Genomic DNA, 26,099 nt, shown 5'->3' with positions numbered 1-26,099 from the left:
AATGAAAAAGATATTTTATATAATTACAACGATCATGCTCGCCCTGAGCAGCGGATGTAATGATGATTCATTCCTAGACAGACCACCAACAGGCTTGCTCTCGGAGGAACAGGTTTGGGGGGATGAAGGTCAGGTGTTGTCGTTGCTTGGGAATTTGTACAATCGTTATTACGATATAGCTTCTGTCAAAAACTGGGAGAGCCTGGGCATGTACAATGAAGCCTTTTACTCCAATGCAGGAAGTTATGGTATGTTTCAGTCTAACGGCTGGGGTTACGGAAACGAGTTTACCTGGGATTACGGCTATATCCGCGAAATGAATTTGTTCATTCAGAAATGTACTGCGGCGGATAAGCTAAGTGCGGAAGTAAAAGAAAGGTTTCTTGCCGAAGCTCGCTTTTTACGTGCATCCTATTACTTTGAAATGGTGAAACGTGAAGGTGGAGTTCCATTAATTCTGGAACCAATGACCTACGATTTTAGTGGAGATCCTTCGTACTTAAGACATCCACGTGCCAAGGAATCGGAAATCTATGACTTTGTAATCAGCGAGGCGGAGGCTATCAAAACACTTGTTCCGGCTAACGTTGGCGAAAAGTCGAGGGTAACCAAAGCAGCTGTGTTGGCCATGCAGTCAAGAGCAGCACTGTACGCGGGATCAATTGCGAAATATGGAACGACTACCCCAGCAGTAACTCTTCCGGGTGGCGAAGTGGGTATTCCTGCTAATCTGGCTACGGGTTACTACACCAAAGCGTTGGCAGCGGCGAAGGAAATTATTAACGGAAATGCCGGAGCGTACGTATTGTATACCAAAAAGCCTGATCTGTCAGAAAACTTTTCGAGCATTTTTTATGACAAGACCAACAATTCAGAAGTCATTTTTGTAGATGATTTTAAATTGAAAAGTGGTAAGGTACATGGTTTTACAATTTCCAATCAGCCGCGCTATGGGGCAGAAGAAGAGGAAGGTGGACGTCTGAATCCATCGCTCAATTTTGTAGAGGCATTCGAAAAACTGGACAATACCTTCGCTCCAATCCCAACGGTTAACGCAGCAGGAGCGCCAATTTACTACAATAATCAGATTGACATTTTTGCAAACCGTGATGCACGTCTGGCTGGTACGGTTATGTTGCCTGGTACCGCCTTTAAAGGGAGAAACGTGGATATCTGGGCTGGTTTCCAGCTAGCAAACGGTACTATATTGAGTGGTGATGACCGTGGTGCGCAAAAAACTCTGCCAGGCAAAACAGTACCTGAACAGGTTGTCGGTTTTGACGGACCAATTGACGGATTCGAGTTTACAGCGCAAACTGGTTTCTACCTGCGTAAATATCTTGATCCGGTTGTGGGATCCGGGCAGCGAGGTGTTCAGAGCGAAGTTTGGTTTGTACGCTACCGCTATGCCGAAGTATTGCTGAATGCAGCAGAAGCTGCTTTTGAGCTAGGTCAGGCGGCTGATGCGGCAGGTTACATGAACCAGGTTCGGGCACGTGCCGGTTTGGTAACACCATTGAAGGCTGCTGAAATTACTTTCGATCGCATTGTGCATGAGCGTCGTGTGGAACTGGCGTTTGAAGGTCACTACATCTATGACATGAAAAGATGGAGGATTGCGCATCAGATTTTGGATGGGAACGCTATTACCGCAGCTAATCTTTCAACGGACCTGGGGAAAGCTACAAAAAGAAATACGCAGCCATGGGGTCTGTGGTCTTACAAAGTGTATGATCCTGCCTCTCCAAACAATGGAAAATGGATTTACAAGGTCACAAAGCTGAGCCGCGTAACTGGTGCAGGTCGCTTCCAAATGGGGAATTATTATGCTTTCATAAATGATGAGGTGGTGAACAACAATCCTAAGATTGTTAGAAATCCAAATCATTAAGTGATCCAATTCAAACGATAAAATATCATGAAGATGAAGTCTCATTTTATATATTTAATGGCATTGTCTGCGCTCATGTTCTCCTGTGCAAAAGATAATTTTACCGAACCCAAATCAACACTCTCCGGACAGATTCTTTACAAAGGAGAGCCAATCGGAATGGAAAGTGGCTTGGGAATGCAGTTATGGCAACCGGGCTTCGGTAAGCTGGGAGCTATCAACGTTTTCGTTGATCCGAAGGGATCGTATTCGGCAATATTGTTTAATGGAAACTATAAGGTGGTTTTTCCTAAGGGAAGGGGGCCGTTCAGGACCATTGAAAAGGATGCAACTTCTAAGGATACGCTTTATTTGAGCCTTGGAGGAGATCAAAAACTGGACGTGGAGGTGTTGCCCTACTATATGATCAGAACAGCAAATTTCAGCGGCAGCGAAAACAAAGTAGGAGTTTTGGCCAAGCTGGAAAAAATTATAACGGATGCCAATGCCAAAGACGTGGAAAGAGTTTCACTGTATATCAGTAAAACCCAACACGTTTCGAGAGCTGTCAACATTGGAGTTACTGATGTGGACGGGGCTACTATCAAGGACCTTAATAATATTATCATCTCTACAAACGTACCCGCAATAGTACCAACTCAGGATTACGTATATGCAAGGGTTGGGGTAAAAATTAAGGATGTCGAGGATATGATCTTTTCCCCGGTTCAAAAAATTGATCTTTAATAAGTGTCTTTAAAGCAGTCGGTTGTAAAATGCAAACTTGCAGCCGACTGTTCTTTAACAAGTCCGGTGATGGTTTTTAAACAAGTAATATTTGCCTTGGTTGCACTTTGTTAGATATGTTTTGCTCCGTGGACAGTAAGGTTTTTCATGCCAAAAATTGTTGATATAAATGAATGTTTTAATGAGGAAGTACATCGCCGTTTTATTTTTAGGGTTGCTTGCGATAGGTTGTGCTCATAATAAAATGAGTAACGCGGGTGGAAAGACAGGAAATGCCAAACAGGAGGGTCGCCGGGCGGAGGTCTTGTTTCTGGGACACAATAGCAAACACCACGATTCTGGTAAGTATGCGCCGTGGATGGCGATTAAGTTGTTCCAGAGCGGAATAAATATGACTTACACCGTCGACCTGAAAGATCTCAATCCTGAAAATCTGAAAAAATACGACGGTCTGATCATTTATGCCAATCACGACACCTTGTCTGCGTCTCAGGAAAGTGCTTTGAAAGCATTTGTGCAGGGAGGTAAAGGTCTCATTCCGTTGCATTCTGCGGCAGGATGTTTCAAAAATTCAGATTGGTATATCAAAACAATCGGTGGGCAGTTTGAATCGCATAAAGTAGGTACATTTAAAAATACAATCCTGAAACCTGATCATCCTGTGATGAAAGGAATTACGGATTTCGAAACGTTTGACGAAACCTATGTTCATAAGAATTTGAATCCGGACAAGACCGTTTTGGGTGAACGTGTGGAAGGCGATCACCACGAACCTTACACATGGGTGAGAAACGAAGGGAAAGGACGTGTTTTTTACACAGCTTATGGTCATGATGATGCCACGTGGACCAATCGTGGGTTCCTGGATCTGGTAAGAAATGGTGTATTGTGGGCGATGGGCGACAAGGTTCAGAATGAGATTAAAGCCCTGAATATTCCGAATCCTGATATATACAACTCAGATACGATTGCTCAATACACAAAGCGCCATGTAGTGCCCAAAATGCAAGATGCACTTTCACCTGCCGAATCCAATAAGTTGACTCAGGTTCCTGCTGATTTCGAAATTCAGCTTTTTGCAAAAGAGCCGGACATTACAAATCCTATTGCCATGGCTTGGGACGAAAGGGGCAGACTTTGGGTGGTTGAATCGGTTGATTATCCAAATACCTTCAAGGAAACCGACGGTGCAGCCAATGACCGTATCAAGATTTGTGAAGATACAGATGGTGATGGCAAGGCTGATAAATTCACTGTTTTTGCCGACAAACTGAATATCCCAACCAGTATGGTTTTCTCAAACGGCGGGATTATAGTTTCCATGGCTCCTGATTTTGTTTTCATGAAGGATACCAACGGGGATGATGTTGCCGATGTGCGCGAAGTGATCATGACAGGCTGGGGTAAAAACGATACCCACGCTGGGCCGTCCAATTTGCTTTACGGCTTTGACAACAAAATATGGGGTGTAAATGGTTATTCAGGTTTTAAGGGAACAATCGAAGGTAAACCATATAATTTCGGTCAGGGTGTTTACCATTTCAGACCTGATGGAAAAGACTTTGCTTACCTTGGAAGCAGCAGCAATAATACCTGGGGACTTGGCGTGACTGAAGACAACAACGTTTTCTTGTCTACCGCCAACAATACGCATAGTGCCTATTATTCGATGCCGGCCAAATATTTACAACGTGCCGTTGCAGGAGAAGAATCATCCATACAGGCTGTACAAAAAATTGACGGACATTATGATGCCCATTCCATGACGCCGAATTTACGTCAGGTGGATGTGGTAGGAGGTTTTACTTCTGCTGCCGGACATCATTTTTATACTGCAAGAAATTTCCCGAAAGAGTATTGGAATCGCATTGCTTTTGTGTCTGAACCTACAATTCGTTTGGTACACCAATCCATCATCGAGCCAGACGGTGCCGGATTTAAGGAAAAAGACGGCTGGAATTTTATGGCTAGTTCTGATGAGTGGTTTGGTCCTGTGCAGGCAGAAGTTGGTCCTGACGGAGCTATCTGGGTTGCCGACTGGTATAACTTCATCATTCAGCATAACGTTTTTGTTCCAGCTCAATCGCCTGCGGAATTCATTCTTCCGTTTAAAGATCAGCCTCACGGACCAGGAAACGCATTTAGTAGTCCAATGCGCGATTTGAATCACGGTCGTGTTTATAGAGTTGTTTACAAGAATGCTAAAAAAGCGCCTGCTTTAAAACTTTCGAAGGATGATCTGCCGGGATTAGTTGCTGCGCTTGAAAACGATAATATGTTCTGGCGAATGACGGCTCAGCGTCTCTTGGTTGAGTCTAAGAAATTATCTGTTCTTCCTGATCTGTACAAAATCATTGCGAATCCGAAAGTAGATGAAATAGGACTGAATGGTCCGGCTGTGCATGCATTGTGGACTTTACATGGACTGGGTGTACTAGATGGTTCCAATGCGGAAGCTTTGCAGGTTGTGAACAAAGCACTATCGCATCCGGCTGCAGGTGTACGTAAAGCGGCTGCGACTGTTCTGCCGAAAAACGATCAGAGTTTCGGTGCATTACAACAGCTGATGAAAGATCCGAATCTGAATACCAGACTTTCTGCTTTTCTTGCTTTGGTAGAATTACCGGCGTCAGAGAAAATTGGTGAAGCAGTGTATCAGGCTTCATTGGATGAGCAAAATGCAAAAGACGGTTGGTTGTCTAAGGCTTTGCTAGCCGCTGCAATTACACATGAAAAAGGATTTTTGGCTGCTGCTGAAAAGAATACACTGAAGTCGAAATTCAGTGAGCAAATTGCCGCTGCCTTATACAAAGAAGTTTATCCGTTGGGAAGAAGAAACACGCTTCAATTCCCGCCTGATGTTTCAGGAAAAGAAATAACGATCAAGGCAAGCGTTACCAAAGATAAGAACAGAGACTTGCAGGGTTTCGTCGCCGGACAAGGTGGAAAAGATGGCGGATACGCATTGTATATTCAGAACGGAAAACTGATTATGTCTGTAAAACAACATGGCATGATAAGCAAGGCTGCTACCAGTGAGCCGCTTCCGGAAAAGTTTGATGTGGTTGCACGTCTATTGAAATCAGGTAAAATCACCATTGATATTGATGGCAAACAGGTTGCCGAAGGGAAAGCACACATGTTGTTCGCTGCTCGGCTTTCCAATTCTTTCAGAACAGGTGAAGATGTTGAAGGAGAAGACAAATTGGGCGATTACGAAGGAAGATTCGGCTTTGCAGGTAATTTTCAAAAGGCATCGCTGGAACTAAACCGTCCGGATAGCAATAACTCGGCTGCGGCAGAGGTCAAAAAGGAAAAACCAGCTAGAACTTCGTCTGATGCAGCAGTTATCGAACTGAAAGTGGTGCCTGAAATGCTGCAATTTGACAAAAAGCTCATTACGTTGAAAGCAGGTCAGAAAGTGGTAATCAATCTGGAAAACCCGGATGGAATGCAGCACAATCTTTTGATCATCAAACCGGGTTCTTTGCAAAAAGTAGGGAAAGCTGCGGATGATATGTTGAGAGATCCGAAAGCTGCCGATAAGCAATACGTTCCTTCAATTCCTGAGGTTTTGTTTAACACCAAACTGATCAGTACCGGAGAAACTGCAACACTGGAATTTACAGTTCCAAACACACCTGGCGACTATCCGTTTGTATGTACATTCCCGGGTCACTGGCGTGGAATGAACGGAATTATCCGGGTAACCAAATAATTTGGGAGAATTCAAGCCCTAACTTCTTAACTACTATAACTACTTAACTTCTTTTTTAATGATCAATTCAATTTTCAAAGTTTGCCTGGTTGTTCTGTTCGCATTTGGTATAGCTGAAACGAAAGCAGAGGCAGATCGTCCGGATAAAAAGAAGACCATCAGGGTACTTCTTGTAGGTGGTGGAGAATCGCACGATTTCGATCGCTGGTATAAGCAGGAAGACGTGGCCACGCTTCAAAAAGATGGCTTTGCTACGGTGGAATACACCAGCGATCCAACAACCATATTGTCAAAATTGGGTGGTGTAGATGTACTTCTTCTGAGCAATAATCAACCGATCAAAGATGAGGCAACAAGAAAGGCAATTTTCGCTTTTGCAGATGCCGGAAAAGGACTTATACTGGCACATCCGGCACTTTGGTACAACTGGAAAGACTGGCCGGAATACAACCAAAAACTGGTTGGAGGCGGATCAAGAGGTCACAATAAATACGGTGCTTTTGATGTGACCGTGGTTAACAAAAAACATCCTGTGATGAAAGGGGTGCCGGCCACTTTCAATTTGAAAGATGAGTTGTACTATCTGAAAACTGACCCTTCCGGTACACCTGTTGAAGTGTTGGCGACAGCAAAGGCTAAGGAAGCGGATGACGTGTTTCCAAGCATTACAATCATCAAATATCCCAAAGCCCGTATTGTAGGGATTGCTCTGGGTCATGATGCTGAGTCGCATACCATAGAGCCTTACAAAACTATACTACGCAATGCAGTGAAGTGGGCGGCGGGAAAGTAAGCTCTGAGTTTTTAGTTTACAGTTAACATAACAGCCCTGAAAGGGTGAAATCCCTGAGCCATGGGCAACGCCCATGGAACCATGAGTAGTTACCATAGAATTGTGGCAACACCCATGGAATTCGTTCGAAATATTATCATTCCAATAAAAATAAAAAACATGAGTCAGAAGCAAATCACAGTCGTAATCGTTGGTATGGGTTTTGGAAAAGAATTTATACCCATTTATCAAAGTCACCCCAATATCAAAGCAGTGGGAATTTGTACCCGCAGCAAAGAAACCCGGGATGAACTGACTGCCAAATTTAATCTGGATCCTGATCTGGTATTTGAACATTTTGAAGATGTTCCTAAAAGAGAAGACGTGGATGCAATTCACATTGTGACGCCGGTTCCTGAACACGCTAAAATGACATTAGCCTCGCTGAACGCCGGGAAGCACACAGCATGTACCATTCCAATGGCGATGACGAAAGAAGACTGCATTGCTATTGTAGATGCAAAACGTCGCGCTAAAAAGGTATACATGATGATGGAAACTGCATTATACACACGCGAGTTTCTGTACGGTCTGAAACTGGTTGAAACGGGCGAATTAGGACGCATCCAGTTTGTACGCGGTTCACACATTCAGGATATGAGCATGGACGGATGGGGAGAATACTGGAAGGGATACCCGCCAATGCTGAACGGTACACATGCTATTTCGCCGCTTTTAAAAATCAATAATACCATTGCTGAAACGGTGGTTTGCCACGGCTCAGGAAGACTTTCTGAGGATTTGGCAAGCCGTTATGGCTCTCCGTTTGCTGTTGAAACGGCCACGTTCACCCTTAAAAATTCGGATGTGGTTGCAGAAGCGACACGCTCATTGTTCGACGTGGTACGTCAATACCGCGAAAGCTACGATGTTTACGGGACCAAAATGTCGTTTGAATGGGAACAGCTGCAGGACGAAGAGCACATCATTTTTGACGGAGGCGAAAATGCTAAACGTGTTGCAATTCCTGATACAGATGACTTGCTCATTGAGCCGATCAAACATTTTACAAGAAGAGAAAAAATTGACGATCCAAATCACGTGTCGTTCTTGCAGGGAGCAGGTCACGGTGGTTCACACCCGCATTTGGTTCAGGAGTTCGTAGCGGCCATTGTCGAAGGACGTGACTCAGCTGTGGACGCGGCGCTTGCTGCCAACTATACCTGCGCCGGAATTTGTGCACACGAGTCGGCTATGAACGGCGGTATTCGTGTAGATGTACCAAGTTTTGAAGAGTAAAGACTTGCAGTATGGGCTTACAAAGTCTGTGCATCCCTTTAAGACCTGGCAAGTCTAATAAAGTATTAGCCTGAAAGGCTTCCATCTCTTTAGCCATGGGCATCGCCCATGGCTATTAATTATACCAAACCATGTTATTCGGAGCAAGTACATTCATTTGGGTATCTCCATTCTCAACGGAGAATATTGATTTGTTGACTAAGGTTAAAAACATGGGCTATGACATTATTGAAATAGCCGTCGAAAATACCAGTATCATCGATTGGAAACTGATCAAAGAGATTGCCCGGGATCTCGACCTTAAAATTACGATCAGCGGAGCTTTTGGTACGGAACGGGACATTTCCAGCACCGAACCGCAATTCCGGCAACTTGGGAAACAATATATTATCGACTGCATTAAAATTGCGCAGGATGTAGGCAGCCCAATTTTCGGCGGGCCGGTTTATTCTGCTGTCGGGAAAACAAGACTGGTTTCGGACGAACAAAAAAAACAGGAAAGAGAATGGTGTGTGAATACACTCGTTGAGATCGGGCAAATAGCCGCGGATCACGGTGTGGTGGTAGGATTGGAGCCGCTCAACAGGTTTGAAACGGACATGATCAATACGGTCGATCAGGCACTGTCTATTGTGCAGGAAGTTGCTAGTCCTAACCTGAAAATCGTGTTGGATACCTTCCATTCCAACATAGAAGAAAAGGATATTCCGACATCAATCCGCAAAATAGGCAAGGATTTACTTTGTCACGTACAAGGAAATGAAAGCGACCGCGGAACGCCGGGAACGGGTCATTTGGAATGGGAGGGCATCAGTGAAGCGTTGAAAGAAATTGGTTACGACGGCGCAGTGGTAATCGAAACATTCGGCCAGCCTTCCAAAGAACTTGCAAGGGCCGCGTGTATCTGGCGGCCTTTGGCCAATAGTGCTGACGAGTTAGCTAGTGAAGGACTTGCTTTTTACAAGCAGATATTTTAAAAACGTTTTAAAGCGAATCGTATTCATCAAGTGAGCCAGGTTACGGCAAGCTGTTAACAATGACCATTTATGAGAATATTAGTTTTGCTTCTCTTGTTTGCGAATGTTTGCAACGCTCAGATTCCGGTTGATACAAAAGGATTCGACAAAAAATCAGGCGTTGTAATTTCGCAGAATGAAAACCTTTTTACTATTGAATGGCCAACGGGCGAGTTGGAATCTGGAAAAATAGTGGTGGATTTACGAAAGACTGAACCACTATTCAGCAGTCTTCAGATTGGCACAAAAAGTAAATACAAAACCATTGCTGAGAAGCTGGATCCGGCAGTCATTCTTACCGTAGGGAAACGGGATCTGATCTCCCAAAACGGTTGGAATATTTTCTTTGATAAAACAGCCTATCAGAAATATTCGAGTTATCCGGTAAAGCTGGATAAGTCTGGGCTCAAAGTGGTAACCTCCGGTTCTCAAACTGAAATTATTGTATCCGGAGCAACAGCAGGGCCTTTTTCGGGTTCATACAACGTAACGCTTTACAACGGTAGTCCATTGATGAATGTAGCCGCTGTGATGAACACCAAGGTGGACTCACTGGCAGTCATTTACGATGCCGCACTGGTGGGGAAACAAGTGCCGTGGAAGAAAATATTTTGGTCAGATACTGACAGTTACATCAGAAATACGGAAGCTGTAAAAATGGATACCGTGGAAATGATGGCGGTTAAATACCGCACCATTATTGGCGAGGGAAAGGAAGGAAGTCTTGCCATTTTCCCAGCTCCGCATCAGTATTTTTATCCGTTAGACAACTGCTATAATCTGGAACACGTATGGTATGGAGAAAATTATCGGACGTTGATTCCAGGATTTGGAATAGGTATTCGACACGATTTGCTGGGCGACAGGCGGTGGGTTCCCTGGTTCAACGCTCCACCAAACACACAGCAGCGCTACAATTTCTTTTGCTTGCTAAGTGCAGAGAAGGATGGGAAAGTATTGGAAAATGTGAAGGCATTTACGCACAACGATACTTACGCGCCGTTGCCGGGTTACTACACCATGTCCAGTCATTTTCATCAGGAACATTCGGACGATGTACTCACCAGAAAACCTTTGCCAGAAATGCCGGGTTTCGTGAAAGCATTCCGTAACACAGGTGTCAACATTGTTCACCTGGGCGAGTTTCACGGTCCGGGCAGTCCGCGTGGACCGGAAGCCAAAAGATGGCCTGAGTTGAAGACGATGTTTGATGAATGCGAGCGGCTATCAGGTGGTAATTTTCTATTACTACCGGGTGAAGAGCCCAACAATTTCTTTGGCGGGCACTGGATGAATATTTTTCCAAAGCCGGTTTACTGGCTTATGTCAAGGGAGAAAGATCAGCCTTTTGTTGAAGATCATCCTGAATATGGGAAACTATATAGGATTGGCAATAAAGAAGAAATGCTGAAACTGCTTGAATTGGAAAAAGGACTTGCCTGGACTGCTCATGCCCGTACAAAAGGCTCAACCGGTTACCCTGATAAGTATAAGGAAGAGGCGTTTTATAAATCCGACAGGTTTTTAGGAGCCGCCTGGAAGGCCATGCCGGCAGATTTGTCACAACCAAAACTTGGTAAACGTGTACTTGACCTGATGGACGATATGGCCAATTGGGGACAAAAGAAATACGTGATCGCCGAGGCAGACCTTTTCCGGATTGAACCAAATTACGAGCTGTATGGACATCTGAATGTCAATTATTTACAGATGGATCAGTTGCCGCAATTTAAGGAGGGTTGGCAACCGGTTTTGGACGTTTTGGAGAAAGGGAAATTTTTTGTGTCGACCGGTGAAGTTCTTTTGCCGTCTTTCACGGTAAACGGTGTCGGTGCAGGAGAATCTACACAAGTGGATAAAAAAGGTAATGTCGAAATTTCGCTGGGTGCCAACTGGACTTTCCCGCTGAATCGTGCTGAGATCATTTCGGGTGATGGAAAAGAGGTTTTTCATGATGTGATCAACCTGAACGATACCCAGGCTTTTGGACAAAAGACTTTTTCCTTTACCAAAAATATGAAAGATCGGAAATGGCTTCGGATTGAAGTTTGGGATGTAGCTGCCAACGGTGCTTTCACGCAGATTGTGTGGCTGGATTGATAACTTTTTAAGACCCGATATGATAGAAAACAGGGGCGGGTACCTTTTATAAAAAAGTCAAATTACCATTTTAACCTTTAATCAATGAAATTTTTAAAACTAACAATGGGTGCATTGCTGATTGGGTTAACCTTTCAGAATTGTGCAAAAAAGGAGGAGAAAAAAGAGGAAGCCACCGCAGCTACCCGTGAAATATGGACTAAAGAACAGGCGAAAGAATGGTACGGAAAGCAAGGCTGGGTAGTTGGTGCCGACTTTCTGCCGAGTACTGCAATCAATCAGCTGGAAATGTTTCAGGAAGCTTCTTTCGATACAGCAACCATTAATCGCGAACTCGGTTGGGCGGCTGGCATAGGAATGAATACCATGCGTGTTTATTTGCATGACCTGCTTTACGAGCAGGATTCAGCCGGTTTTTTCAAAAGAGTAGATGTGTTTCTCGATATTGCGAAAAAGCATAACATCAAACCTATGTTTGTATTATTCGACTCTTGCTGGGATCCGTTTCCAAAGTTGGGTACACAACGTGCTCCTAAGCCGGGCGTGCACAATTCAGGATGGGTACAAAGTCCGGGATTGGAAGCTTTGAAAGACAGTACGCAATATCCTCGTTTGGCAAGATATGTTAACGGAACTGTGAAGAAATTCGCAAATGATGACCGTATATTGGCTTGGGATATCTGGAACGAGCCCGATAATCCAAACACCAGCTCTTATGGTAAAGTGGAACTTCCAAACAAGGTGGATTATGTGTTGCCTTTAATGAAAGATGCGTTCGTATGGGCGCGCGCTGCTGATCCGTCTCAACCATTAACTGCCGGAATATGGGCAGGTGACTGGGCGACTTACGAAGGTTTGAAACCGATTGAAAAGGCTAGTATTGATGAATCTGATGTGATTACTTTCCACAATTATGACAAACCGGAGGATTTTGAAAAACGTATCAAGCAATTGCAGCAATATGATCGTCCGCTGATTTGCACCGAATACATGTCTCGTGGAAACGGAAGCTTTTTCGAAGGCTTTTTACCCATTGCTAAAAAGTACAACGTAGGAGCTATCAACTGGGGATTAGTTGATGGTAAATCGCAAACGATATATCCATGGGATAGCTGGAAGAAAACATATACCAAGGAGCCAGACCTTTGGTTCCATGATATTTTCCGCAAAGACGGAACGCCATACCGCCAGGCAGAAGTGGATTTGATTAAAAGTCTGACGGCTGCGAAGTAAGGTTTTTGAGGTATTTTGCCACTGATGCACTAATTAACGCGAATATTTATCCGTGTTAATTAGTGTATTCGTGGCTAATTTTTTGGTCATTGATGCACACGAATCCGTGTATCTGTGGCTAACTATTTATAATCCCTGCTGCGTCAGCAAAAGATCTTCCAGGGTTTCGCGGCGGCGTACCAGGCGGGCTTCGCCGTTATCAACCAAAACCTCGGCCGGACGGAAACGTGCATTGTAGTTAGAACTCATTGTGAATCCGTAGGCTCCGGCATTGAGGAACGCAAGCGTGTCTCCCTGTCTTACTTCGGGCAGGTTTCTGTCAGAGGCAAACGTATCTGTTTCGCATATATAACCAACCACGTTATACGGCTTTTCCTCGCCAGTCGGATTGGATACGTTCAGGATGTGGTGGTAAGAACCGTACATCATCGGACGGATCAAATGATTCAATCCTGAATCCACATGCACGAAATTTCTCGCAGGATCTTCTTTCACAACTGTTGTGGTTACCAGCAAATACCCTGATTCACTGACCAGGAATTTGCCTGGCTCAAACCAAAGCTGTAACTCTCTTCCATATTCTGAACAGAATTTTTTGAAACGTTCTGAAATTTTGTTTCCAAGTAATGTCATATCTGTCACGGCATCGCCAGGCATATAGGAAACCTTAAAGCCACCACCCAAATCAACGATTTCAAGATCGGGGAAATGTTTCGCAGTTTCAAAAAGTATATCGGCTACTTGCAGAAATGGCTCAGCATCTTTGATGTCAGAACCAGTATGCTGATGTAAGCCGATGATTTTGATATCGTACTTCTTTACAATTTCCAGAATATCATCAAGTAACAATACTGAAATTCCGAATTTGGAATCAGCATGAGCCGTCATGATCTTTTCATGCCCTCCGGCTGCAACGTTGGGTTTGATACGAATAAGACAAGGCTTGGTATTGCCAAATGTTTGTCCGAACCATTCAAGTAATGGCAGGCTGTCCACATTCACAAGCGCACCTGCTTCCACCGCTTCTTTCACTTCATAGAAAGGAACACCGCTTGGCGTAAATGTAATCTGACTCGCATCATATCCTGCCAGCTTGCCCATTTCAAATTCACCTGGCGAAACGACGTCAAGCTCCACGCCGATTTCCTTCATCAGACGAAGAACAGCAAGATTTGTATTGGATTTACAGGCGAACTTAATTTTCATGTTCACACCCGCAAACGCGTGTTGCAATGCTTCTGTTTTGCGGCGAATGGTGGCGCCGTCATAAACATAAAGCGGACTTCCAAATTTTTCTGTAAGCTGAGTTGGGTCTATTCCCTGGATTGTATATTGATTCTGGTCAGAAAGTTGCATCGAAAATGAATGGGTATTGAATGAGAGAATTTGGTTCAGCTTCTAATATTAGATACAGTATTTGTCTAGATAAACAGCCATTTCCTGTTGTATACTTTTGGCTTCTTCTTCTGCTTTTTTTGCAAAATCGGTGCCGTTTCCTGCATAAATAATGCTTCTGGATGCATTGATCAGCAAGCCACAGTGGCTGTTCATGCCGTATTTGGATACTTCTTCCAGGTTCCCGCCCTGAGCGCCCACGCCTGGTACAAGCAGAAAATGCTCAGGTACAATTGTCCGGATATGTGCAAGATCTTTTGCCTGAGTAGCACCTACCACATACATCATACGATCTGCTCCGGCCCATTCCTGCGACTTCCGGAGTACGTGCTCGTACAAGGGTTTGCCATCCGATTCAATCCGTTGGAAATCACTTCCACCGGAGTTTGAAGTAAGTGCTAACAAGATGACCCATTTGTCTTCGAATTCAAGAAATGGTAACACCGAATCACTTCCCATGTAAGGAGCAACGGTTACCGAATCGAAATCGAGCCCTGATGAAGACGGATCGAAAAAAGTGCGTGCATACAAACCAGATGTATTTCCTATATCACCACGTTTGGCATCTGCAATGGTGAAGTGAGAAGCAGGAATATATTCCATTGTTTTCTGCAAGCTTTCCCAGCCTTTTCCTCCCATTGCTTCGTAAAAAGCAATGTTTGGTTTATAAGAAACGCAGTAGTCAACAGTGGCGTCAATAATTTGTTTGTTAAAGGCAAATACAGGATCCGCTTCCTTTAATAAATGGGATGGTATCTTACGGATGTCGGTGTCCAGGCCTACGCACAAGTACGATTTCTTACTGGAAATGTGGTCAAACAGTGTTTTATAAGTCATGATTCTCGAAATATTGCGCCGAAATTACAACCTATGACAATAGATTCATAAATTTGCGGAGAGATATCAGTAATTAACATAATAACAATCAGTAATTCGAAGCACCTATGCAGATCAGGGAAACATCCATCAAGGGTTTAGTTGAAATAACTCCACGCGTATTTGAAGACGAACGTGGTCTTTTTTTTGAATCCTACAATGAAGGATTGTTTAAAAAACTGGGACTTCCTACCAACTTTGTGCAGGATAATCAGTCTTTTTCTATTAAAGGAGTAGTAAGAGGATTACATTTTCAAAAAGCTCCGTTTGCACAGGGTAAGTTGGTTCGGGTTATTTCCGGAAGAGTATTGGATGTTGCAGTAGATATTCGTCCTGAATCACCAACTTTCGGGAAACATGAGATATTTGACCTGAGAGCGGATCTTAACAACATGGCTTATGTGCCGGAAGGTTTTGCACATGGTTTTGTAGCTCTGGAAGATTCCATTTTTAGTTACAAATGCACCAATGTGTATAACAAAGAGTCGGAGTCTGGTTTGTTATGGAACGATCCTGAGCTGGGAATTGATTGGGGAATTGAAAATCCGATTGTGTCAGAAAAGGATATTATTTTGCCAACTTTGAAAGTTCTGTTCGGGGAGATCAAAAGTTGATCAACCAAACAACAATATTATAAAGTCAGGAATAGCGCAGAGATTGATCTTTGCGCTATTCCTGATTTTAATAAAGCAAATTTCTATTTTTCGAACAGTTCTTCCAGCGCCTTGGAAGCCACTTTTCGTGCCGAGTGAGGGTTTTGTCCGGTAATGATCCTCTCATCCAGCTCTATAAATTCAATGAAGGGAATCATGGATTTGGTGTAATGCGCTCCCTGTTCTTTCAGTTTGTCTTCCAGATAAAACGGTACTTCGCTAACAAAGCTGTTCAGTGCTTCTTCCATGTTGGAAAAACCTGTAATGTACTTGTCTTGGACAAGCAATGAGTCGTCCGACAGCTTTACATTCAACAAGCCGCATACCCCATGGCATACTGCTGTTACTGTTCCGCCATTTTCATACACACGTTTTGTGATTTCCTGCAATGCGAGGTTGTCCGTCAAATCCCACATTGCCCCGTGCCCCCCCGCGAAGTAGATCAGTCGGTAATCTCTGGCATCAATCTGATCGGGTGTAAGCGAGTTACTGATCTTCGATTGAAAAACGCTATCCTCCCAATATTTGTGGTTGGTCTCTTCTTTCAGATCAAAGCTACGTTCGTCAATGGGAATTTTGCCTCCTACTGGACTTACAATATCAACCAACACTTTTCGCCTCACCATTACATCATAAAAATGCGTGAGTTCGCTTAACCACAGGCCGGTCTTTCCGGATTTGGTAGGGTAGGTATCATGATTGGTACAAACGATTAGAACTTTCATGGCGTCGTTTCGGAAGTATACTTCGGGAAAGATACCATAAAATCATAGAAATTTCCACCTGACAAACATCATAGTTAGGAGACGAAAATATTTGTAAACAAGGAAAGTATCTCGTTACACGTAAAGAAGCTGGTTTTTATAGGCGAAGGCTACGGCCGCCGCGGTTGTTTTAGTGCCTGTTTTTTCCAGAACCCGTAAACGGTGTCCTTCCACAGTACGAATACTGATAAAGAGTTTTTCGCTAATCTCTGCTGTTGACAGACCGTCACATATTAGTTGAAGTACTTCCTGCTCTCTTGCCGAAAGCGCTACATTACAAGCATTAGGGAAAAACGGATGTTTGTTAGGATGCCGATTCACCATTTTCCGGTGCATGGCTTTGGATACAAAATCGTTGTAATAGAAACCCTCATCCGCAACACGACGTATTGCCTTTTCCACCTCGTCCGGACTGGTATCTTTGAGCAGATATCCCTGCACACCTTTTTCAAGCATGTGAATCACAAACCTGTCTTCATTATACATCGAAACCACAATGATCTTGATATCCGGATAACGTTCAAATGTAGCTTCCGTTGCCTGAATGCCATCCATTACCGGCATTTGCAAGTCCATAAAAATAATGTCAGGCGTATTGCCGGCAAGTTTGTCGAGTAACTCCTGTCCGTTGGCTGCTTCGAGCACAAACTCGAAGTCGGGTATTCCGCTGAGCATGGAAATGAAGCCCTTGCGGAAAAGCTCATGATCGTCAGCGATACCTAATTTAAGGGTTGCCATATTGATTTATAGATTCACTCGTTCACGACGAAAAGGATGCAATGGTTCCGGTTTACTGTTAGACATCTCCGACACTACCGGTATGAGTGTCAGCGCAGTTGAGCCTCCGTTTCCTGTTTTGCTGTATTGTACAGAACCGTTCACAATAGCCAGCCGGCTTTCTATCCCAAGCAGGCCTAATCCAGCCAGATGTCCGTCCTTCACAGCTTCGGGATCAAATCCAATTCCATTATCTGAAACCCGTAATCCTATGAACTCTTCGTTCATTTCCAAACTGATATCGATTTTGGTACAGTTAGCATGTTTAATCGCATTGTTAACCAGCTCCTGCATAATGCGGTAAATGGTTAGTTCAATCTTCTGTCCTTGTCGTGGGAGCTCCTCCGAACCAGGTTGAAACGTTATGGTAAGATTGTTCCCTTCTTCAAGTTTATGAATAAATTCATCAATCGCCTCAGTCAAGCCAAAACGTTCTAATGTAGTTGGAACCAGTTCACGCGTAATACGTCTTACATGCAGGATTGTTTCTTCCACCAGCGACTGGGTCTTTTTCATAATCAGCTCGTCCTTTTCACTATTTTCTCCAATTGATTTTCCCAATTGGTTCAGACTCAGCTTGGTGAGAGAGAGCATTGTGCCAATGTCATCATGCAAGTCCTGCGCAATCCTTCTGCGTTCCGTTTCTTCGGAGTTAAGAGCTGTGTCAAGAAGCAGACGACTGTGGTTTTTCTCTATTTCGCTTAGTTTTTTTTCTTCCTCAAATCTTCTTTTTTGGTAAAACAAAACAAATGAGATGACAAAAAATGCCATCATCAACATTGCAAGAGTCCCAATAAGCAACGCCCATTTCATTTGTTCAGTGTCTTGCATAATATCGTGCTGAGAAAAACGAGATTCCTATACTGAATAGAAGCAAGCTAATTATTTCGAATGAATAAGGTATCCGATCTAGTAGTCCGAGATCAATAAGCTTTTTCCATTGCGCAGAATAATGTAGTGCCGGAGATATGAATATCAAACTTGAATAATAAAGTAATAATCCAGAGCATACCCAAAAAAATGGGAACGTTAGCAGATTTGGTATCTTTAAAGATTTAATCACTTCGTAAAAATATAATAGAGTCAGGAAAATCATTAATAATGATTCTATTGTTAACGCATATTTTACTATTCGATGTATGTGCAGATTTATCAAATCCTCGTTGCAATACCATATATCCCAAAATGTAACTACACTAAAAATCACTGCTACTGGAAAAATTAGACTTTTTACAAATCTGCTCTCAAATTTGTAGTAGAACATTCCACTTAGCAGGCTGTATCGAATTACTATTAAAATATTAAAGAAGAGTAGATTGTTTACTCGTTGTGCTGCCAAGTGAAACATAATCAGATCAATGAGCAACTTTGAAATTAAAAAAAACAAAAGCAACTTAAATGTTGGGTCTACGTACGCTTGTCTGTAAAAGATTAAGATCAGTGGTAGTACTGTAACTACCACTGGCATACTCGCAAGTAAATCGTATTGGAAATAAGAAAGATATTTTTCCAGCATTAAAGAGCTTTTGTTTTAGATATTAATTGGTGTCGGACTTACAATTACTCGGGCAAAGCGGTCCCTTTGACAATTCAGAAGGAGTAGGGTCCTTATGCGCCAGTTCTGGTTTCAGATCGTTACCGTATTTATCAACAGGAACAATGATGACTCTTGCAGTTTTTTTTCCTTTGCCTTCCGCTGCAACCTCCACATCCTTACCCTTATGATTTTCCCAGGTCACACCATGATAAACACGAAAACCTACACATTGATCTCCGTAAGGTGCGATAAGGTTATTAAATTGCTTTATTCCAAAAAACTCAGCCTCAACAAAATTTTCTGATTCGCTCCGACCATTGCCGTTGTTGATCTTTTTGTGAGCTTCTTTTTGTTTTTTAGATTCGGAAGATAGAATAATTGTTCCTTCGTTACCTGTAAATACTTCTTTTTTGTCAAAAGGGATGGCCATGATTGTAAGGATGTTGGATTGGTTGTGAATAAGTTTTACGCTTCATAAAAATAGATTGAAGTTAAATCAAACCCAAAGATGTGACTGATAACTGATTTAACGGTTTTTGTATAACTTTTTGGTAATGAGAGAATAGTTGTAATCTGTTTTCGAAAAAACACGTAGAATTACTTACTACAAAGGGGATAATTACGATAGTACCTTTAAATGGACAAAATGAACGTTGATTTGATTTTTAAATAAGCTATTTTTAATTTCAGAAATTACAGGATGCGATTTAACGGCAACCTACTTTTTAAAGTTTTTAGCAGTATGAAACCAATCATAACCATTGAATACTGCCCCAAATGCAACTGGCTGTTGCGGTCGGCTTGGATGGCACAGGAGCTGCTCAACACTTTTGTGGAAGATTTGCACGGGGTCACACTTGTACCTTCGGAAATAGCGGGAAGATATACCATTCATATTAATGATACTTTGCTGTGGGATCGGAAACGTGAAGGAGGTTTTCCAGAACCTAAGGAAATGAAGCAACGGGTGCGGGATGTCATTGCCCCTGAACGAGATTTAGGTCATAATGAGAGGTAAATTGATGATTGCTGGAATTATCTACCAGTTTTGTAGACAAATTGTCACTAAGACCAAATGTTATACTGAAAATTTGACACTCTCATTTTATTCGGTTTAATATTAGTTTGCAGTGTATTTTGTATTAATGTATTAGTATTCAGTTTGTTGACTTGTTAATTTTGGCTATTGTATTAAATATTAACAGTTAGCAATGAATCTATGGCACATTGTTTATCGTTTATTAGGTAAAATTGTTAACCTAAACATACGATTGCCATGGAAAGCAAACTAAAAATACCGCATGAGATGTTGATGAACATAGATTTCATTAACACAGTGAACGGTGGAATGAGTGAGCCAGCCATTCAGCTCGAAAGAGGATCGGATGGCTTTGAGGTAGTTGTGAAAGTTCCGGGCATCGAAGTGGATGATCTTCAGCTTGAAGTTGTGAGAGGAAAGAAAAATTCGACCAACTTGAAATTGTATCATTTGTTGCCCATTTTTTCGCAAGAAACCCTTCCCGAAGAGGAGCAGTGGAGAACCATACGTTTCATCAATACCTTCGTTATACCGGATGGTGTAAACGTTGAAAATATATCAGCCAGATATGACGATACTTTCAGGCATCTGGTGCTGCATTTACCTTATGGTGATGAAGAGGGCGAATACCGAAGAAAAGTAGATATTGATCGCTGGTAACCACTTAGTGAAATTTTGTTTAAGACCTGTATCGTGGCTGTTACAGGTTTTTTATGTCTTTTGACTGCTTTTTAAGTCAAACTTCGTTCAAAGGCGCACTTTCTCTTTTCGGAAATTATCTTCTGCCAATAGAATATATTAAAATATTGTAAACCTTTGGTTTGCAGTTCAGAATGGGCTTTGCAATTCGTAATTTAGGGGTTAAGATAAGAATCCTCATACCTCCAACTCAACGTTTATGAAAAAGTCCAATATTTTCGCGTACATCGAACTTTCCAAATTAGTAGAAGAACTCAGGCAGTCTGCCACTTCCGACAAGCTTAAAGAAAAATTGAAAGCCCAGGCAGCCTACTTCAATATCATCGAGCCGAGGTACTTTTCTGATGCACTGGTACATGAATGGGAGGGGATTGTTTCTTTTACAAAACAGAAGGGAGCCAGGGTTGATGAGGACGGAAATGTGATCTCCAATGCTGCATCCAATTCGATAGACAGTCTGTCAATATCTGATTGCCAAACACTGGTGGAGCGTTTGAACGTGCTGTTCGAAAAAGTGAAAAATGAATTTCAATAGTTACTGATAAAAAAAGACCTGCTTCGTTTCGGAAACAGGTCTTCGATATCTATTGACGGTTATCAATTTACCGTACCGCCATTCCAAATTTCTTTTCCTGGTTGAACAAATGCCAGGCTGCCGTCGCGGTCTTCTGCCATCAGGATCATGCCGTGACTTTCCATTCCCATCATTTTACGTGGTGCAAGGTTGGCTAGGTATAGGACCCTTTTACCAATAATATCTTCTGGTTTGAAATGCTCGGATATTCCGCTTAAAACGGTTCTTTGTTCGGTACCGATATCCACTTTAAGTTTCAATAGCTTTTTGCTTTTCGGTACACTTTCAGCCTCCGTAATGGTAGCCACGCGAATATCCATTTTGGCAAAATCGTCATATTGGATTTCAGGTTTGACGGGACTTACCACTTTTCCTTCCAGTTCATTCATTCTTTTGGCGTCATGAAGTTTTTGGACTTGTTTTTCGATCACATGATCTTCTATTTTTTCAAAGAGAAGTCCCGCTTCGCTAATTGCTTGTCCGGTTGGAAGTAAATCTGCTTTACCTGCATCCTGCCAGTTGTAAGTTTCCAGACCCAGTTGTTTGCGGATCTTTTCAGCAGTAAAAGGAAGCACAGGTTCCGACACGATTGACAACGCAGCAGATATTTGCAAGGCAATATTCATGATCGTATTCACTCGCTCAGGATCTGTTTTTATCGCATGCCATGGCTGTGTATCTGCCAGGTATTTATTCCCAAGTCTTGCCAGGTCCATGATCAATGTAAGCGCCTCGCGGAAACGGTAATTTTCCATGGCGTCGCCAATGCGTGCAGGGAAAGCAGCAAGTTCGGCAAGTGTTGCCTGATCAAGTTCTGTTAATTCACCCTGAGCAGGTACTTTACTGTCGCAAAACTTCTGCGTAAGTACAACGGCGCGGTTGATGAAGTTGCCATATATACCAACGAGTTCGCTGTTGTTACGGGTCTGGAAATCTTTCCAGGTAAACTCGCTGTCTTTTGTTTCAGGAGCGCTTGCTGTCAATACATAACGAAGTACATCCTGTTTGTCGGGCAATTCTTCAAGATACTCATGAAGCCAAACCGCCCAGTTACGGGATGTAGATATTTTGTCGCCTTCCAGATTCATAAATTCATTGGCAGGAACATTATCCGGTAGCACCAGATTGCCTTCGGCTATAATCGTAGCCGGGAAAATGATGCAGTGGAAAACGATGTTGTCTTTCCCAATAAAATGAACCAGTTTGGTCTGATCGTCTTTATTTTCGCTTTTCTCCCACCATTTTTTCCAGCCTTCGTCTGTGCCATTTTTCTGAATGAGCCAGTCTTTAGTAGCAGAAATGTATCCTATTGGAGCTTCAAACCATACGTAAAGCACTTTTCCTTCTGTTCCCGGAACGGGAACAGGTATACCCCAATCCAGATCCCGGGTCATTGCACGTGGTTTCAGACCTTCTTTCAGCCATGATTGGCATTGACCCAAAACATTGGTTTTCCATTCCGGATGGCTGTTAACAAACTCTTCAACCTGTGGTTGTAATTTATCAAGAGGCAAAAACCAGTTCGTTGTTGGTTTCAAAACCGGCTTGGCACCGGAAAGCATGGAATGTGGTTCAATCAGCTCCGTTGGACTAAGCGCCGATCCACAGCGTTCGCACTGATCGCCATATGCATTGGTGTTCGCGCAAACGGGGCAGGTACCAACAATGTAACGGTCGGCCAGAAATTGCTGTGCCGTTTCATCATAATATTGCTCGGTGGTTTCTTCGATGAAAACACCTTTATCGTATAAATCCTTAAATATCTCCTGCGAAGTCTGATGATGAATAGGCTTACTGGTACGGGAATAAACATCAAATGAGATTCCGAGTTTCTTGAAAGAATCGTCAATCTGCGTGTAATATTTATCTACCACCTGCTGCGGTGTTAGTCCTTCCTTTTTTGCACGAATTGTGATCGGTACTCCGTGTTCATCCGTTCCGCTAATGAAAGCGACATCTTTCCCGTTGGAACGAAGATATCGTACATATATATCTGCCGGAACGTAACAGCCCGCCAGGTGACCAATATGTATGGGACCATTTGCGTAAATCAGCGCTGCTGTAACGGTATATCTTTTAGGGTCGGTGATTGCCATCTAAATTTATTCTGTAATTAATATTCGCGCAAAGTTAGCAAAATCGAAATGAGAGGAATGCAGTTTAAGGGGCGATTCGAGAAGTTTTAAGGCAGTTGGTTTGAATTAAATTCCAGTCAAATACTCTAAGCTGAGCTGGAATGGAAATCAAACACGTCATATTGTTTATTTAAATTTACTTTATGTAAAATATATTTTACATTTATTTAATTTTGATTTACATTTGAGAGGTTAATTTCACTAAAACATTTAGCAGTCATGAAAACAAAGTATTTGCTGCCGAATTCCTGGCGCCCGTTTGGAATTGCTCTAACATTAATCACCGTTCCCCTGACGCTATGTATATTGATTTTCGGAGATCAGTTTCCGTTCGTTTTAGATTCAATTCCTACGCCTTTTCGTTTTGAAATTCCTGATTGGTCTTATTCCGAAAATATCTTTTCAAGGAGTGAAGACGGAACCATTAGTTTACAAATCATCGATGAGTTACTCGGCTTTGGAATGATCACCGGGCTATTTATTGTTGGCTTTGCCAAACTTAAAATTGAAGACGAACGTATAGCTCAAATTAGGCTGGAATCTCTGCAATGGGGTATTTATGCCAATTTTATCATCATGGCTTTGTGTATACTCTTTGTTTATGGCTCCTGGTTTTTTACGGTGATGATCTACAATATTTTTACGCCACTACTCATTTTTGTAGCACGGTTTTACTGGTTGTTGTTTATAAATCAGTCGATTGAAGATAAAAGTGAAAAGAGTTTGGTATGAAAAATAGAATCAGAATAGAACGTGCAATACTGAATATAACACAAGCCGATCTGGCAGACAGGCTCTCCGTTTCCAGGCAGACTATCAATGCCATTGAAGCCGGAAAATATTCTCCTACACTTGCTTTGGGTATGAAAATCGCCCGAGAATTTGACAAAACGGTGAATGAGGTATTTGAATTGGAAGAGGAGGATTAGTGAGTTACAACCAATTTAGTATTTTGGTGTCTTAGAGAGAGGACCTTTCAAATTTTCAGGATGAAAAACATAACTCTACTTTCGATCCTTCTTAGTTTGGTTTCTCTTGACAATTTCGCACAAGAAAGTCGAGATACCAGAAAATGGCACTTTGGTGTAATTGCAGGAATCCAGCCCTATGGAAAAGTTTTTGATACGAATAAGTGGAAGTCTACTTCTGGATTTCTAGGTGGTTTGAGCTTGCAATATCAGGTGGGAGGAAAATTGAAGGGAGCTTCTGTATTACTTCAACCACATTGGAGCGAGCTTAGTCAAATGTATAGTGATGGCCCCCACAGTTGGGGAAGTGTAGAAGGTAAGTGGGAATCAGAATCTATCCATATTCCGCTTTTGATTCGCTACACCATAGGGAATGGTCGTATTCGTCCTTATGTAGAAATTGGATCTTCTTTTAAGTTTAGGACTTCTTTGAGAAACCGAAGGAGTGGAGCCGTTTGCGGTGTTATAGGTTGTACCCCTTTCGCTTCGGATATCAATCTGCAGTCAACCACTTCACAAGATAGAGTTGGTTTAATTGCCGGTGTGGGTGCCGAAGTGAACCTTTGGAAACTAAGTGTTCCTATAAGTATAAGGGTAGATGAAGCTGTTGGAACATACAAGATAAAAGATCCTTTCCCAAATGCGCAAAGTTACTCCGATTTAAAAACAAGAACATTTCAAATAGTTACTGGAATAACCTTTTAATAACGACATAGCTGTTGTCTGATCCGACTTTAACCCCGAACTTTGGATTTCATTAGATTACAGCTTGCATGAAAATCCTCATTACAGGAGCTACTGGCCTTGTTGGAAGTACGGTAACACGCCAGCTTCTTTCTGAAAATCATTCTGTGTATGCATTGTTTCGCATCGGATCTGACAGAAGTCTGCTTGCTGATATTGAAAATCAGATACAGTGGGTTGAAGGTGACATCCTGGATATTTCTTCCCTTGAAAAAGCACTGAACGGAATAGATTATGTCGTTCACACTGCTGCTGTTGTATCTTTTGTGCCCCGCGATCGCAAAATGATGTATAAAGTAAATGTAGAAGGAACCGCGAACGTTGTAAATGCCTGTCTGAAGCACGGCATTGGTAAACTATGCCATGTAAGCAGTATTGCAGCCATTGGAAGACCTGATTCCCGAAAGACTACTCCCGGGCAAGAGCTGGTGTTGGATGAAACCCAACGCTGGGAAGATTCTCCTGAAAATTCCGAATATGCGAAGACCAAATACCTGTCCGAACTGGAAGTTTGGCGCGGGATCGCCGAAGGTTTGAATGCTGTGATTGTGAATCCAACGATTGTACTGGGAGAGGGCGACTGGGGCAAGAGCAGCACACAGCTTTTTCGGTATGTATACAGAGAAAAGCCATTTTATACCGAAGGTGTTGCCAATTGCGTGGACGTAAAGGATGTATCGGAAGCGGTGGTACGCTTGCTCTTTTCTGACATTTCGGGAGAGCGGTTTTTACTGAACGGAGCAAGTATTTCGTATCAAAACCTCTTCAATCTGATGGCCGATGCGATGAAAAAAAAGCGACCTTCGTACAAGGTGGGAGCGGGACTCGCCGGCGCTATCTGGCGGATAGAAGCAGTACGGACATTCCTGCTTGGAACCAAGCCATTGATTACCCGGGAAACTGCGCAGTCGGCAGGGCGGAAGATTCGTTACGATAATTCAAAAATAAAAAATGCCTTAGGATTTAACTTTCAACCCATTGAGAAAACGGTGGCGCGTGTAAGCGAAAGTTTGCTGGGCAAGATTTGATAAGCAAGGAATTATTTTTAACTTTCTTTCATTATCAAGGTTGTATTCCGTCTGAATAAACAATCATCGAATAGGGGATTTTGAGGTTTGAATTACAGTTAACTTCGAGAGAATCCGTTCGTACAGATGGTATACAGCATTTTGCTTGTTCAGAG

23 protein-coding genes are annotated in these 26,099 nt (G+C 42.7%); 16 read left to right on the top strand and 7 right to left on the bottom strand.

Features of this window, described 5'->3' with window-relative positions:
• Position 1 precedes the first annotated feature (1 nt).
• From LZG71_RS23965 to LZG71_RS23930, 8 genes are all read left to right on the top strand, one after another.
• Complete coding sequence (locus LZG71_RS23965; protein ID WP_233824729.1) at positions 2–1,891, top strand: RagB/SusD family nutrient uptake outer membrane protein; 1,890 nt, start codon at positions 2–4, stop codon at positions 1,889–1,891.
• A 27-nt stretch (positions 1,892–1,918) separates the two neighbouring features.
• On the top strand, positions 1,919–2,617 hold the full coding sequence (locus LZG71_RS23960; protein ID WP_233824727.1) for a DUF3823 domain-containing protein: 699 nt from the start codon (positions 1,919–1,921) through the stop codon (positions 2,615–2,617).
• 181 nt (positions 2,618–2,798) lie between these two features.
• Positions 2,799–6,335 (top strand): PVC-type heme-binding CxxCH protein, encoded by a 3,537-nt coding sequence (locus LZG71_RS23955; RefSeq protein ID WP_233824725.1) that lies wholly within the window; start codon positions 2,799–2,801, stop codon positions 6,333–6,335.
• A 58-nt stretch (positions 6,336–6,393) separates the two neighbouring features.
• A complete protein-coding gene (locus LZG71_RS23950) occupies positions 6,394–7,128 on the top strand; it encodes a ThuA domain-containing protein (RefSeq protein WP_233824723.1) in 735 nt (244 codons plus the stop codon).
• A 159-nt stretch (positions 7,129–7,287) separates the two neighbouring features.
• Complete coding sequence (locus LZG71_RS23945) at positions 7,288–8,406, top strand: Gfo/Idh/MocA family protein (protein WP_233824721.1); 1,119 nt, start codon at positions 7,288–7,290, stop codon at positions 8,404–8,406.
• Positions 8,407–8,537: 131 nt separating this feature from the next.
• Positions 8,538–9,383, top strand: coding sequence for a sugar phosphate isomerase/epimerase (locus LZG71_RS23940; RefSeq protein WP_233824719.1), 846 nt, complete (start codon positions 8,538–8,540; stop codon positions 9,381–9,383).
• Between the two features lie 69 nt (positions 9,384–9,452).
• Positions 9,453–11,522, top strand: coding sequence for a hypothetical protein (locus LZG71_RS23935; RefSeq protein ID WP_233824717.1), 2,070 nt, complete (start codon positions 9,453–9,455; stop codon positions 11,520–11,522).
• Positions 11,523–11,606: 84 nt separating this feature from the next.
• A complete protein-coding gene (locus tag LZG71_RS23930; protein WP_233824715.1) occupies positions 11,607–12,755 on the top strand; it encodes a cellulase family glycosylhydrolase in 1,149 nt (382 codons plus the stop codon).
• 126 nt (positions 12,756–12,881) lie between these two features.
• Here the strand turns inward: LZG71_RS23930 and lysA are convergent, their stop codons facing one another.
• Both lysA and pyrF read right to left on the bottom strand, forming a co-directional pair.
• Complete coding sequence (lysA, locus tag LZG71_RS23925) at positions 12,882–14,111, bottom strand: diaminopimelate decarboxylase (protein WP_233824713.1); 1,230 nt, start codon at positions 14,109–14,111, stop codon at positions 12,882–12,884.
• Positions 14,112–14,159: 48 nt separating this feature from the next.
• Positions 14,160–14,987, bottom strand: coding sequence for an orotidine-5'-phosphate decarboxylase (pyrF, locus tag LZG71_RS23920; RefSeq protein ID WP_233824711.1), 828 nt, complete (start codon positions 14,985–14,987; stop codon positions 14,160–14,162).
• Between the two features lie 107 nt (positions 14,988–15,094).
• Between pyrF and rfbC the strand changes: the two genes are divergently transcribed.
• Complete coding sequence (gene rfbC / locus LZG71_RS23915) at positions 15,095–15,640, top strand: dTDP-4-dehydrorhamnose 3,5-epimerase (protein ID WP_233824709.1); 546 nt, start codon at positions 15,095–15,097, stop codon at positions 15,638–15,640.
• An 83-nt stretch (positions 15,641–15,723) separates the two neighbouring features.
• On the opposite strand, the gene LZG71_RS23910 is transcribed toward rfbC, so the two are convergent.
• From LZG71_RS23910 to LZG71_RS23895, 4 genes are all read right to left on the bottom strand, one after another.
• Entirely contained in the window at positions 15,724–16,404 is a 681-nt protein-coding gene (locus LZG71_RS23910) for a type 1 glutamine amidotransferase domain-containing protein (RefSeq protein WP_233824707.1), read from the bottom strand.
• Between the two features lie 114 nt (positions 16,405–16,518).
• Positions 16,519–17,181, bottom strand: coding sequence for a response regulator transcription factor (locus LZG71_RS23905; RefSeq protein WP_233824705.1), 663 nt, complete (start codon positions 17,179–17,181; stop codon positions 16,519–16,521).
• A gap of 6 nt (positions 17,182–17,187) precedes the next feature.
• Complete coding sequence (locus LZG71_RS23900; RefSeq protein ID WP_233824703.1) at positions 17,188–18,051, bottom strand: sensor histidine kinase; 864 nt, start codon at positions 18,049–18,051, stop codon at positions 17,188–17,190.
• Between the two features lie 707 nt (positions 18,052–18,758).
• Positions 18,759–19,187 (bottom strand): hypothetical protein, encoded by a 429-nt coding sequence (locus LZG71_RS23895; RefSeq protein ID WP_233824701.1) that lies wholly within the window; start codon positions 19,185–19,187, stop codon positions 18,759–18,761.
• Positions 19,188–19,499: 312 nt separating this feature from the next.
• Between LZG71_RS23895 and LZG71_RS23890 the strand changes: the two genes are divergently transcribed.
• The 3 genes from LZG71_RS23890 to LZG71_RS23880 all read left to right on the top strand — a co-directional run bounded on the left by LZG71_RS23890 (position 19,500) and on the right by LZG71_RS23880 (position 21,030).
• Complete coding sequence (locus tag LZG71_RS23890; protein ID WP_233824699.1) at positions 19,500–19,775, top strand: SelT/SelW/SelH family protein; 276 nt, start codon at positions 19,500–19,502, stop codon at positions 19,773–19,775.
• 258 nt (positions 19,776–20,033) lie between these two features.
• On the top strand, positions 20,034–20,456 hold the full coding sequence (locus LZG71_RS23885; RefSeq protein WP_233824697.1) for an Hsp20/alpha crystallin family protein: 423 nt from the start codon (positions 20,034–20,036) through the stop codon (positions 20,454–20,456).
• Positions 20,457–20,694: 238 nt separating this feature from the next.
• Complete coding sequence (locus tag LZG71_RS23880; protein WP_233824695.1) at positions 20,695–21,030, top strand: hypothetical protein; 336 nt, start codon at positions 20,695–20,697, stop codon at positions 21,028–21,030.
• Positions 21,031–21,092: 62 nt separating this feature from the next.
• On the opposite strand, the gene metG is transcribed toward LZG71_RS23880, so the two are convergent.
• Entirely contained in the window at positions 21,093–23,165 is a 2,073-nt protein-coding gene (metG, locus tag LZG71_RS23875; RefSeq protein ID WP_233824693.1) for a methionine--tRNA ligase, read from the bottom strand.
• A gap of 258 nt (positions 23,166–23,423) precedes the next feature.
• On the opposite strand from metG, the gene LZG71_RS23870 reads away from it, so the two are divergent.
• The 4 genes from LZG71_RS23870 (at position 23,424) to LZG71_RS23855 (ending at position 25,944) form a co-directional block, all read left to right on the top strand.
• Positions 23,424–23,936, top strand: a complete 513-nt coding sequence (locus tag LZG71_RS23870) for a hypothetical protein (protein WP_233824691.1) — start codon at positions 23,424–23,426, stop codon at positions 23,934–23,936.
• A complete protein-coding gene (locus LZG71_RS23865) occupies positions 23,933–24,133 on the top strand; it encodes a helix-turn-helix transcriptional regulator (protein ID WP_233824689.1) in 201 nt (66 codons plus the stop codon). The genes LZG71_RS23870 and LZG71_RS23865 overlap by 4 nt, the downstream gene beginning before the upstream one ends.
• Before the next feature lie 60 nt (positions 24,134–24,193).
• Positions 24,194–24,877, top strand: coding sequence for an outer membrane beta-barrel protein (locus tag LZG71_RS23860; RefSeq protein WP_233824687.1), 684 nt, complete (start codon positions 24,194–24,196; stop codon positions 24,875–24,877).
• 68 nt (positions 24,878–24,945) lie between these two features.
• Positions 24,946–25,944 (top strand): NAD-dependent epimerase/dehydratase family protein, encoded by a 999-nt coding sequence (locus LZG71_RS23855; RefSeq protein ID WP_233824685.1) that lies wholly within the window; start codon positions 24,946–24,948, stop codon positions 25,942–25,944.
• Positions 25,945–26,099: the final 155 nt, after the last annotated feature.

Source organism: Dyadobacter sp. CY312 (assembly GCF_021390535.1).
Lineage (GTDB): Bacteria > Bacteroidota > Bacteroidia > Cytophagales > Spirosomataceae > Dyadobacter.
This window is presented reverse-complemented; position numbering and strand designations above follow the sequence as displayed.

What these genes read in the sequence shown, in the direction of transcription:
- LZG71_RS23950 (WP_233824723.1), top strand. Translation starts at nt 6,394, where the DNA reads ATGATCAATTCAATTTTCAAAGTTTGCCTGGTTGTTCTGTTCGCATTT.
- LZG71_RS23905 (WP_233824705.1), bottom strand. Translation starts at nt 17,181, where the DNA reads ATGGCAACCCTTAAATTAGGTATCGCTGACGATCATGAGCTTTTCCGC.
- rfbC (WP_233824709.1), top strand. Translation starts at nt 15,095, where the DNA reads ATGCAGATCAGGGAAACATCCATCAAGGGTTTAGTTGAAATAACTCCA.
- pyrF (WP_233824711.1), bottom strand. Translation starts at nt 14,987, where the DNA reads ATGACTTATAAAACACTGTTTGACCACATTTCCAGTAAGAAATCGTAC.
- LZG71_RS23900 (WP_233824703.1), bottom strand. Translation starts at nt 18,051, where the DNA reads ATGCAAGACACTGAACAAATGAAATGGGCGTTGCTTATTGGGACTCTT.
- LZG71_RS23965 (WP_233824729.1), top strand. Translation starts at nt 2, where the DNA reads ATGAAAAAGATATTTTATATAATTACAACGATCATGCTCGCCCTGAGC.
- LZG71_RS23935 (WP_233824717.1), top strand. Translation starts at nt 9,453, where the DNA reads ATGAGAATATTAGTTTTGCTTCTCTTGTTTGCGAATGTTTGCAACGCT.
- LZG71_RS23910 (WP_233824707.1), bottom strand. Translation starts at nt 16,404, where the DNA reads ATGAAAGTTCTAATCGTTTGTACCAATCATGATACCTACCCTACCAAA.
- LZG71_RS23865 (WP_233824689.1), top strand. Translation starts at nt 23,933, where the DNA reads ATGAAAAATAGAATCAGAATAGAACGTGCAATACTGAATATAACACAA.
- LZG71_RS23940 (WP_233824719.1), top strand. Translation starts at nt 8,538, where the DNA reads ATGTTATTCGGAGCAAGTACATTCATTTGGGTATCTCCATTCTCAACG.
- LZG71_RS23960 (WP_233824727.1), top strand. Translation starts at nt 1,919, where the DNA reads ATGAAGATGAAGTCTCATTTTATATATTTAATGGCATTGTCTGCGCTC.
- LZG71_RS23895 (WP_233824701.1), bottom strand. Translation starts at nt 19,187, where the DNA reads ATGGCCATCCCTTTTGACAAAAAAGAAGTATTTACAGGTAACGAAGGA.
- LZG71_RS23860 (WP_233824687.1), top strand. Translation starts at nt 24,194, where the DNA reads ATGAAAAACATAACTCTACTTTCGATCCTTCTTAGTTTGGTTTCTCTT.
- LZG71_RS23855 (WP_233824685.1), top strand. Translation starts at nt 24,946, where the DNA reads ATGAAAATCCTCATTACAGGAGCTACTGGCCTTGTTGGAAGTACGGTA.
- lysA (WP_233824713.1), bottom strand. Translation starts at nt 14,111, where the DNA reads ATGCAACTTTCTGACCAGAATCAATATACAATCCAGGGAATAGACCCA.
- LZG71_RS23930 (WP_233824715.1), top strand. Translation starts at nt 11,607, where the DNA reads ATGAAATTTTTAAAACTAACAATGGGTGCATTGCTGATTGGGTTAACC.
- LZG71_RS23870 (WP_233824691.1), top strand. Translation starts at nt 23,424, where the DNA reads ATGAAAACAAAGTATTTGCTGCCGAATTCCTGGCGCCCGTTTGGAATT.
- LZG71_RS23880 (WP_233824695.1), top strand. Translation starts at nt 20,695, where the DNA reads ATGAAAAAGTCCAATATTTTCGCGTACATCGAACTTTCCAAATTAGTA.
- metG (WP_233824693.1), bottom strand. Translation starts at nt 23,165, where the DNA reads ATGGCAATCACCGACCCTAAAAGATATACCGTTACAGCAGCGCTGATT.
- LZG71_RS23945 (WP_233824721.1), top strand. Translation starts at nt 7,288, where the DNA reads ATGAGTCAGAAGCAAATCACAGTCGTAATCGTTGGTATGGGTTTTGGA.
- LZG71_RS23955 (WP_233824725.1), top strand. Translation starts at nt 2,799, where the DNA reads ATGAGGAAGTACATCGCCGTTTTATTTTTAGGGTTGCTTGCGATAGGT.
- LZG71_RS23890 (WP_233824699.1), top strand. Translation starts at nt 19,500, where the DNA reads ATGAAACCAATCATAACCATTGAATACTGCCCCAAATGCAACTGGCTG.
- LZG71_RS23885 (WP_233824697.1), top strand. Translation starts at nt 20,034, where the DNA reads ATGGAAAGCAAACTAAAAATACCGCATGAGATGTTGATGAACATAGAT.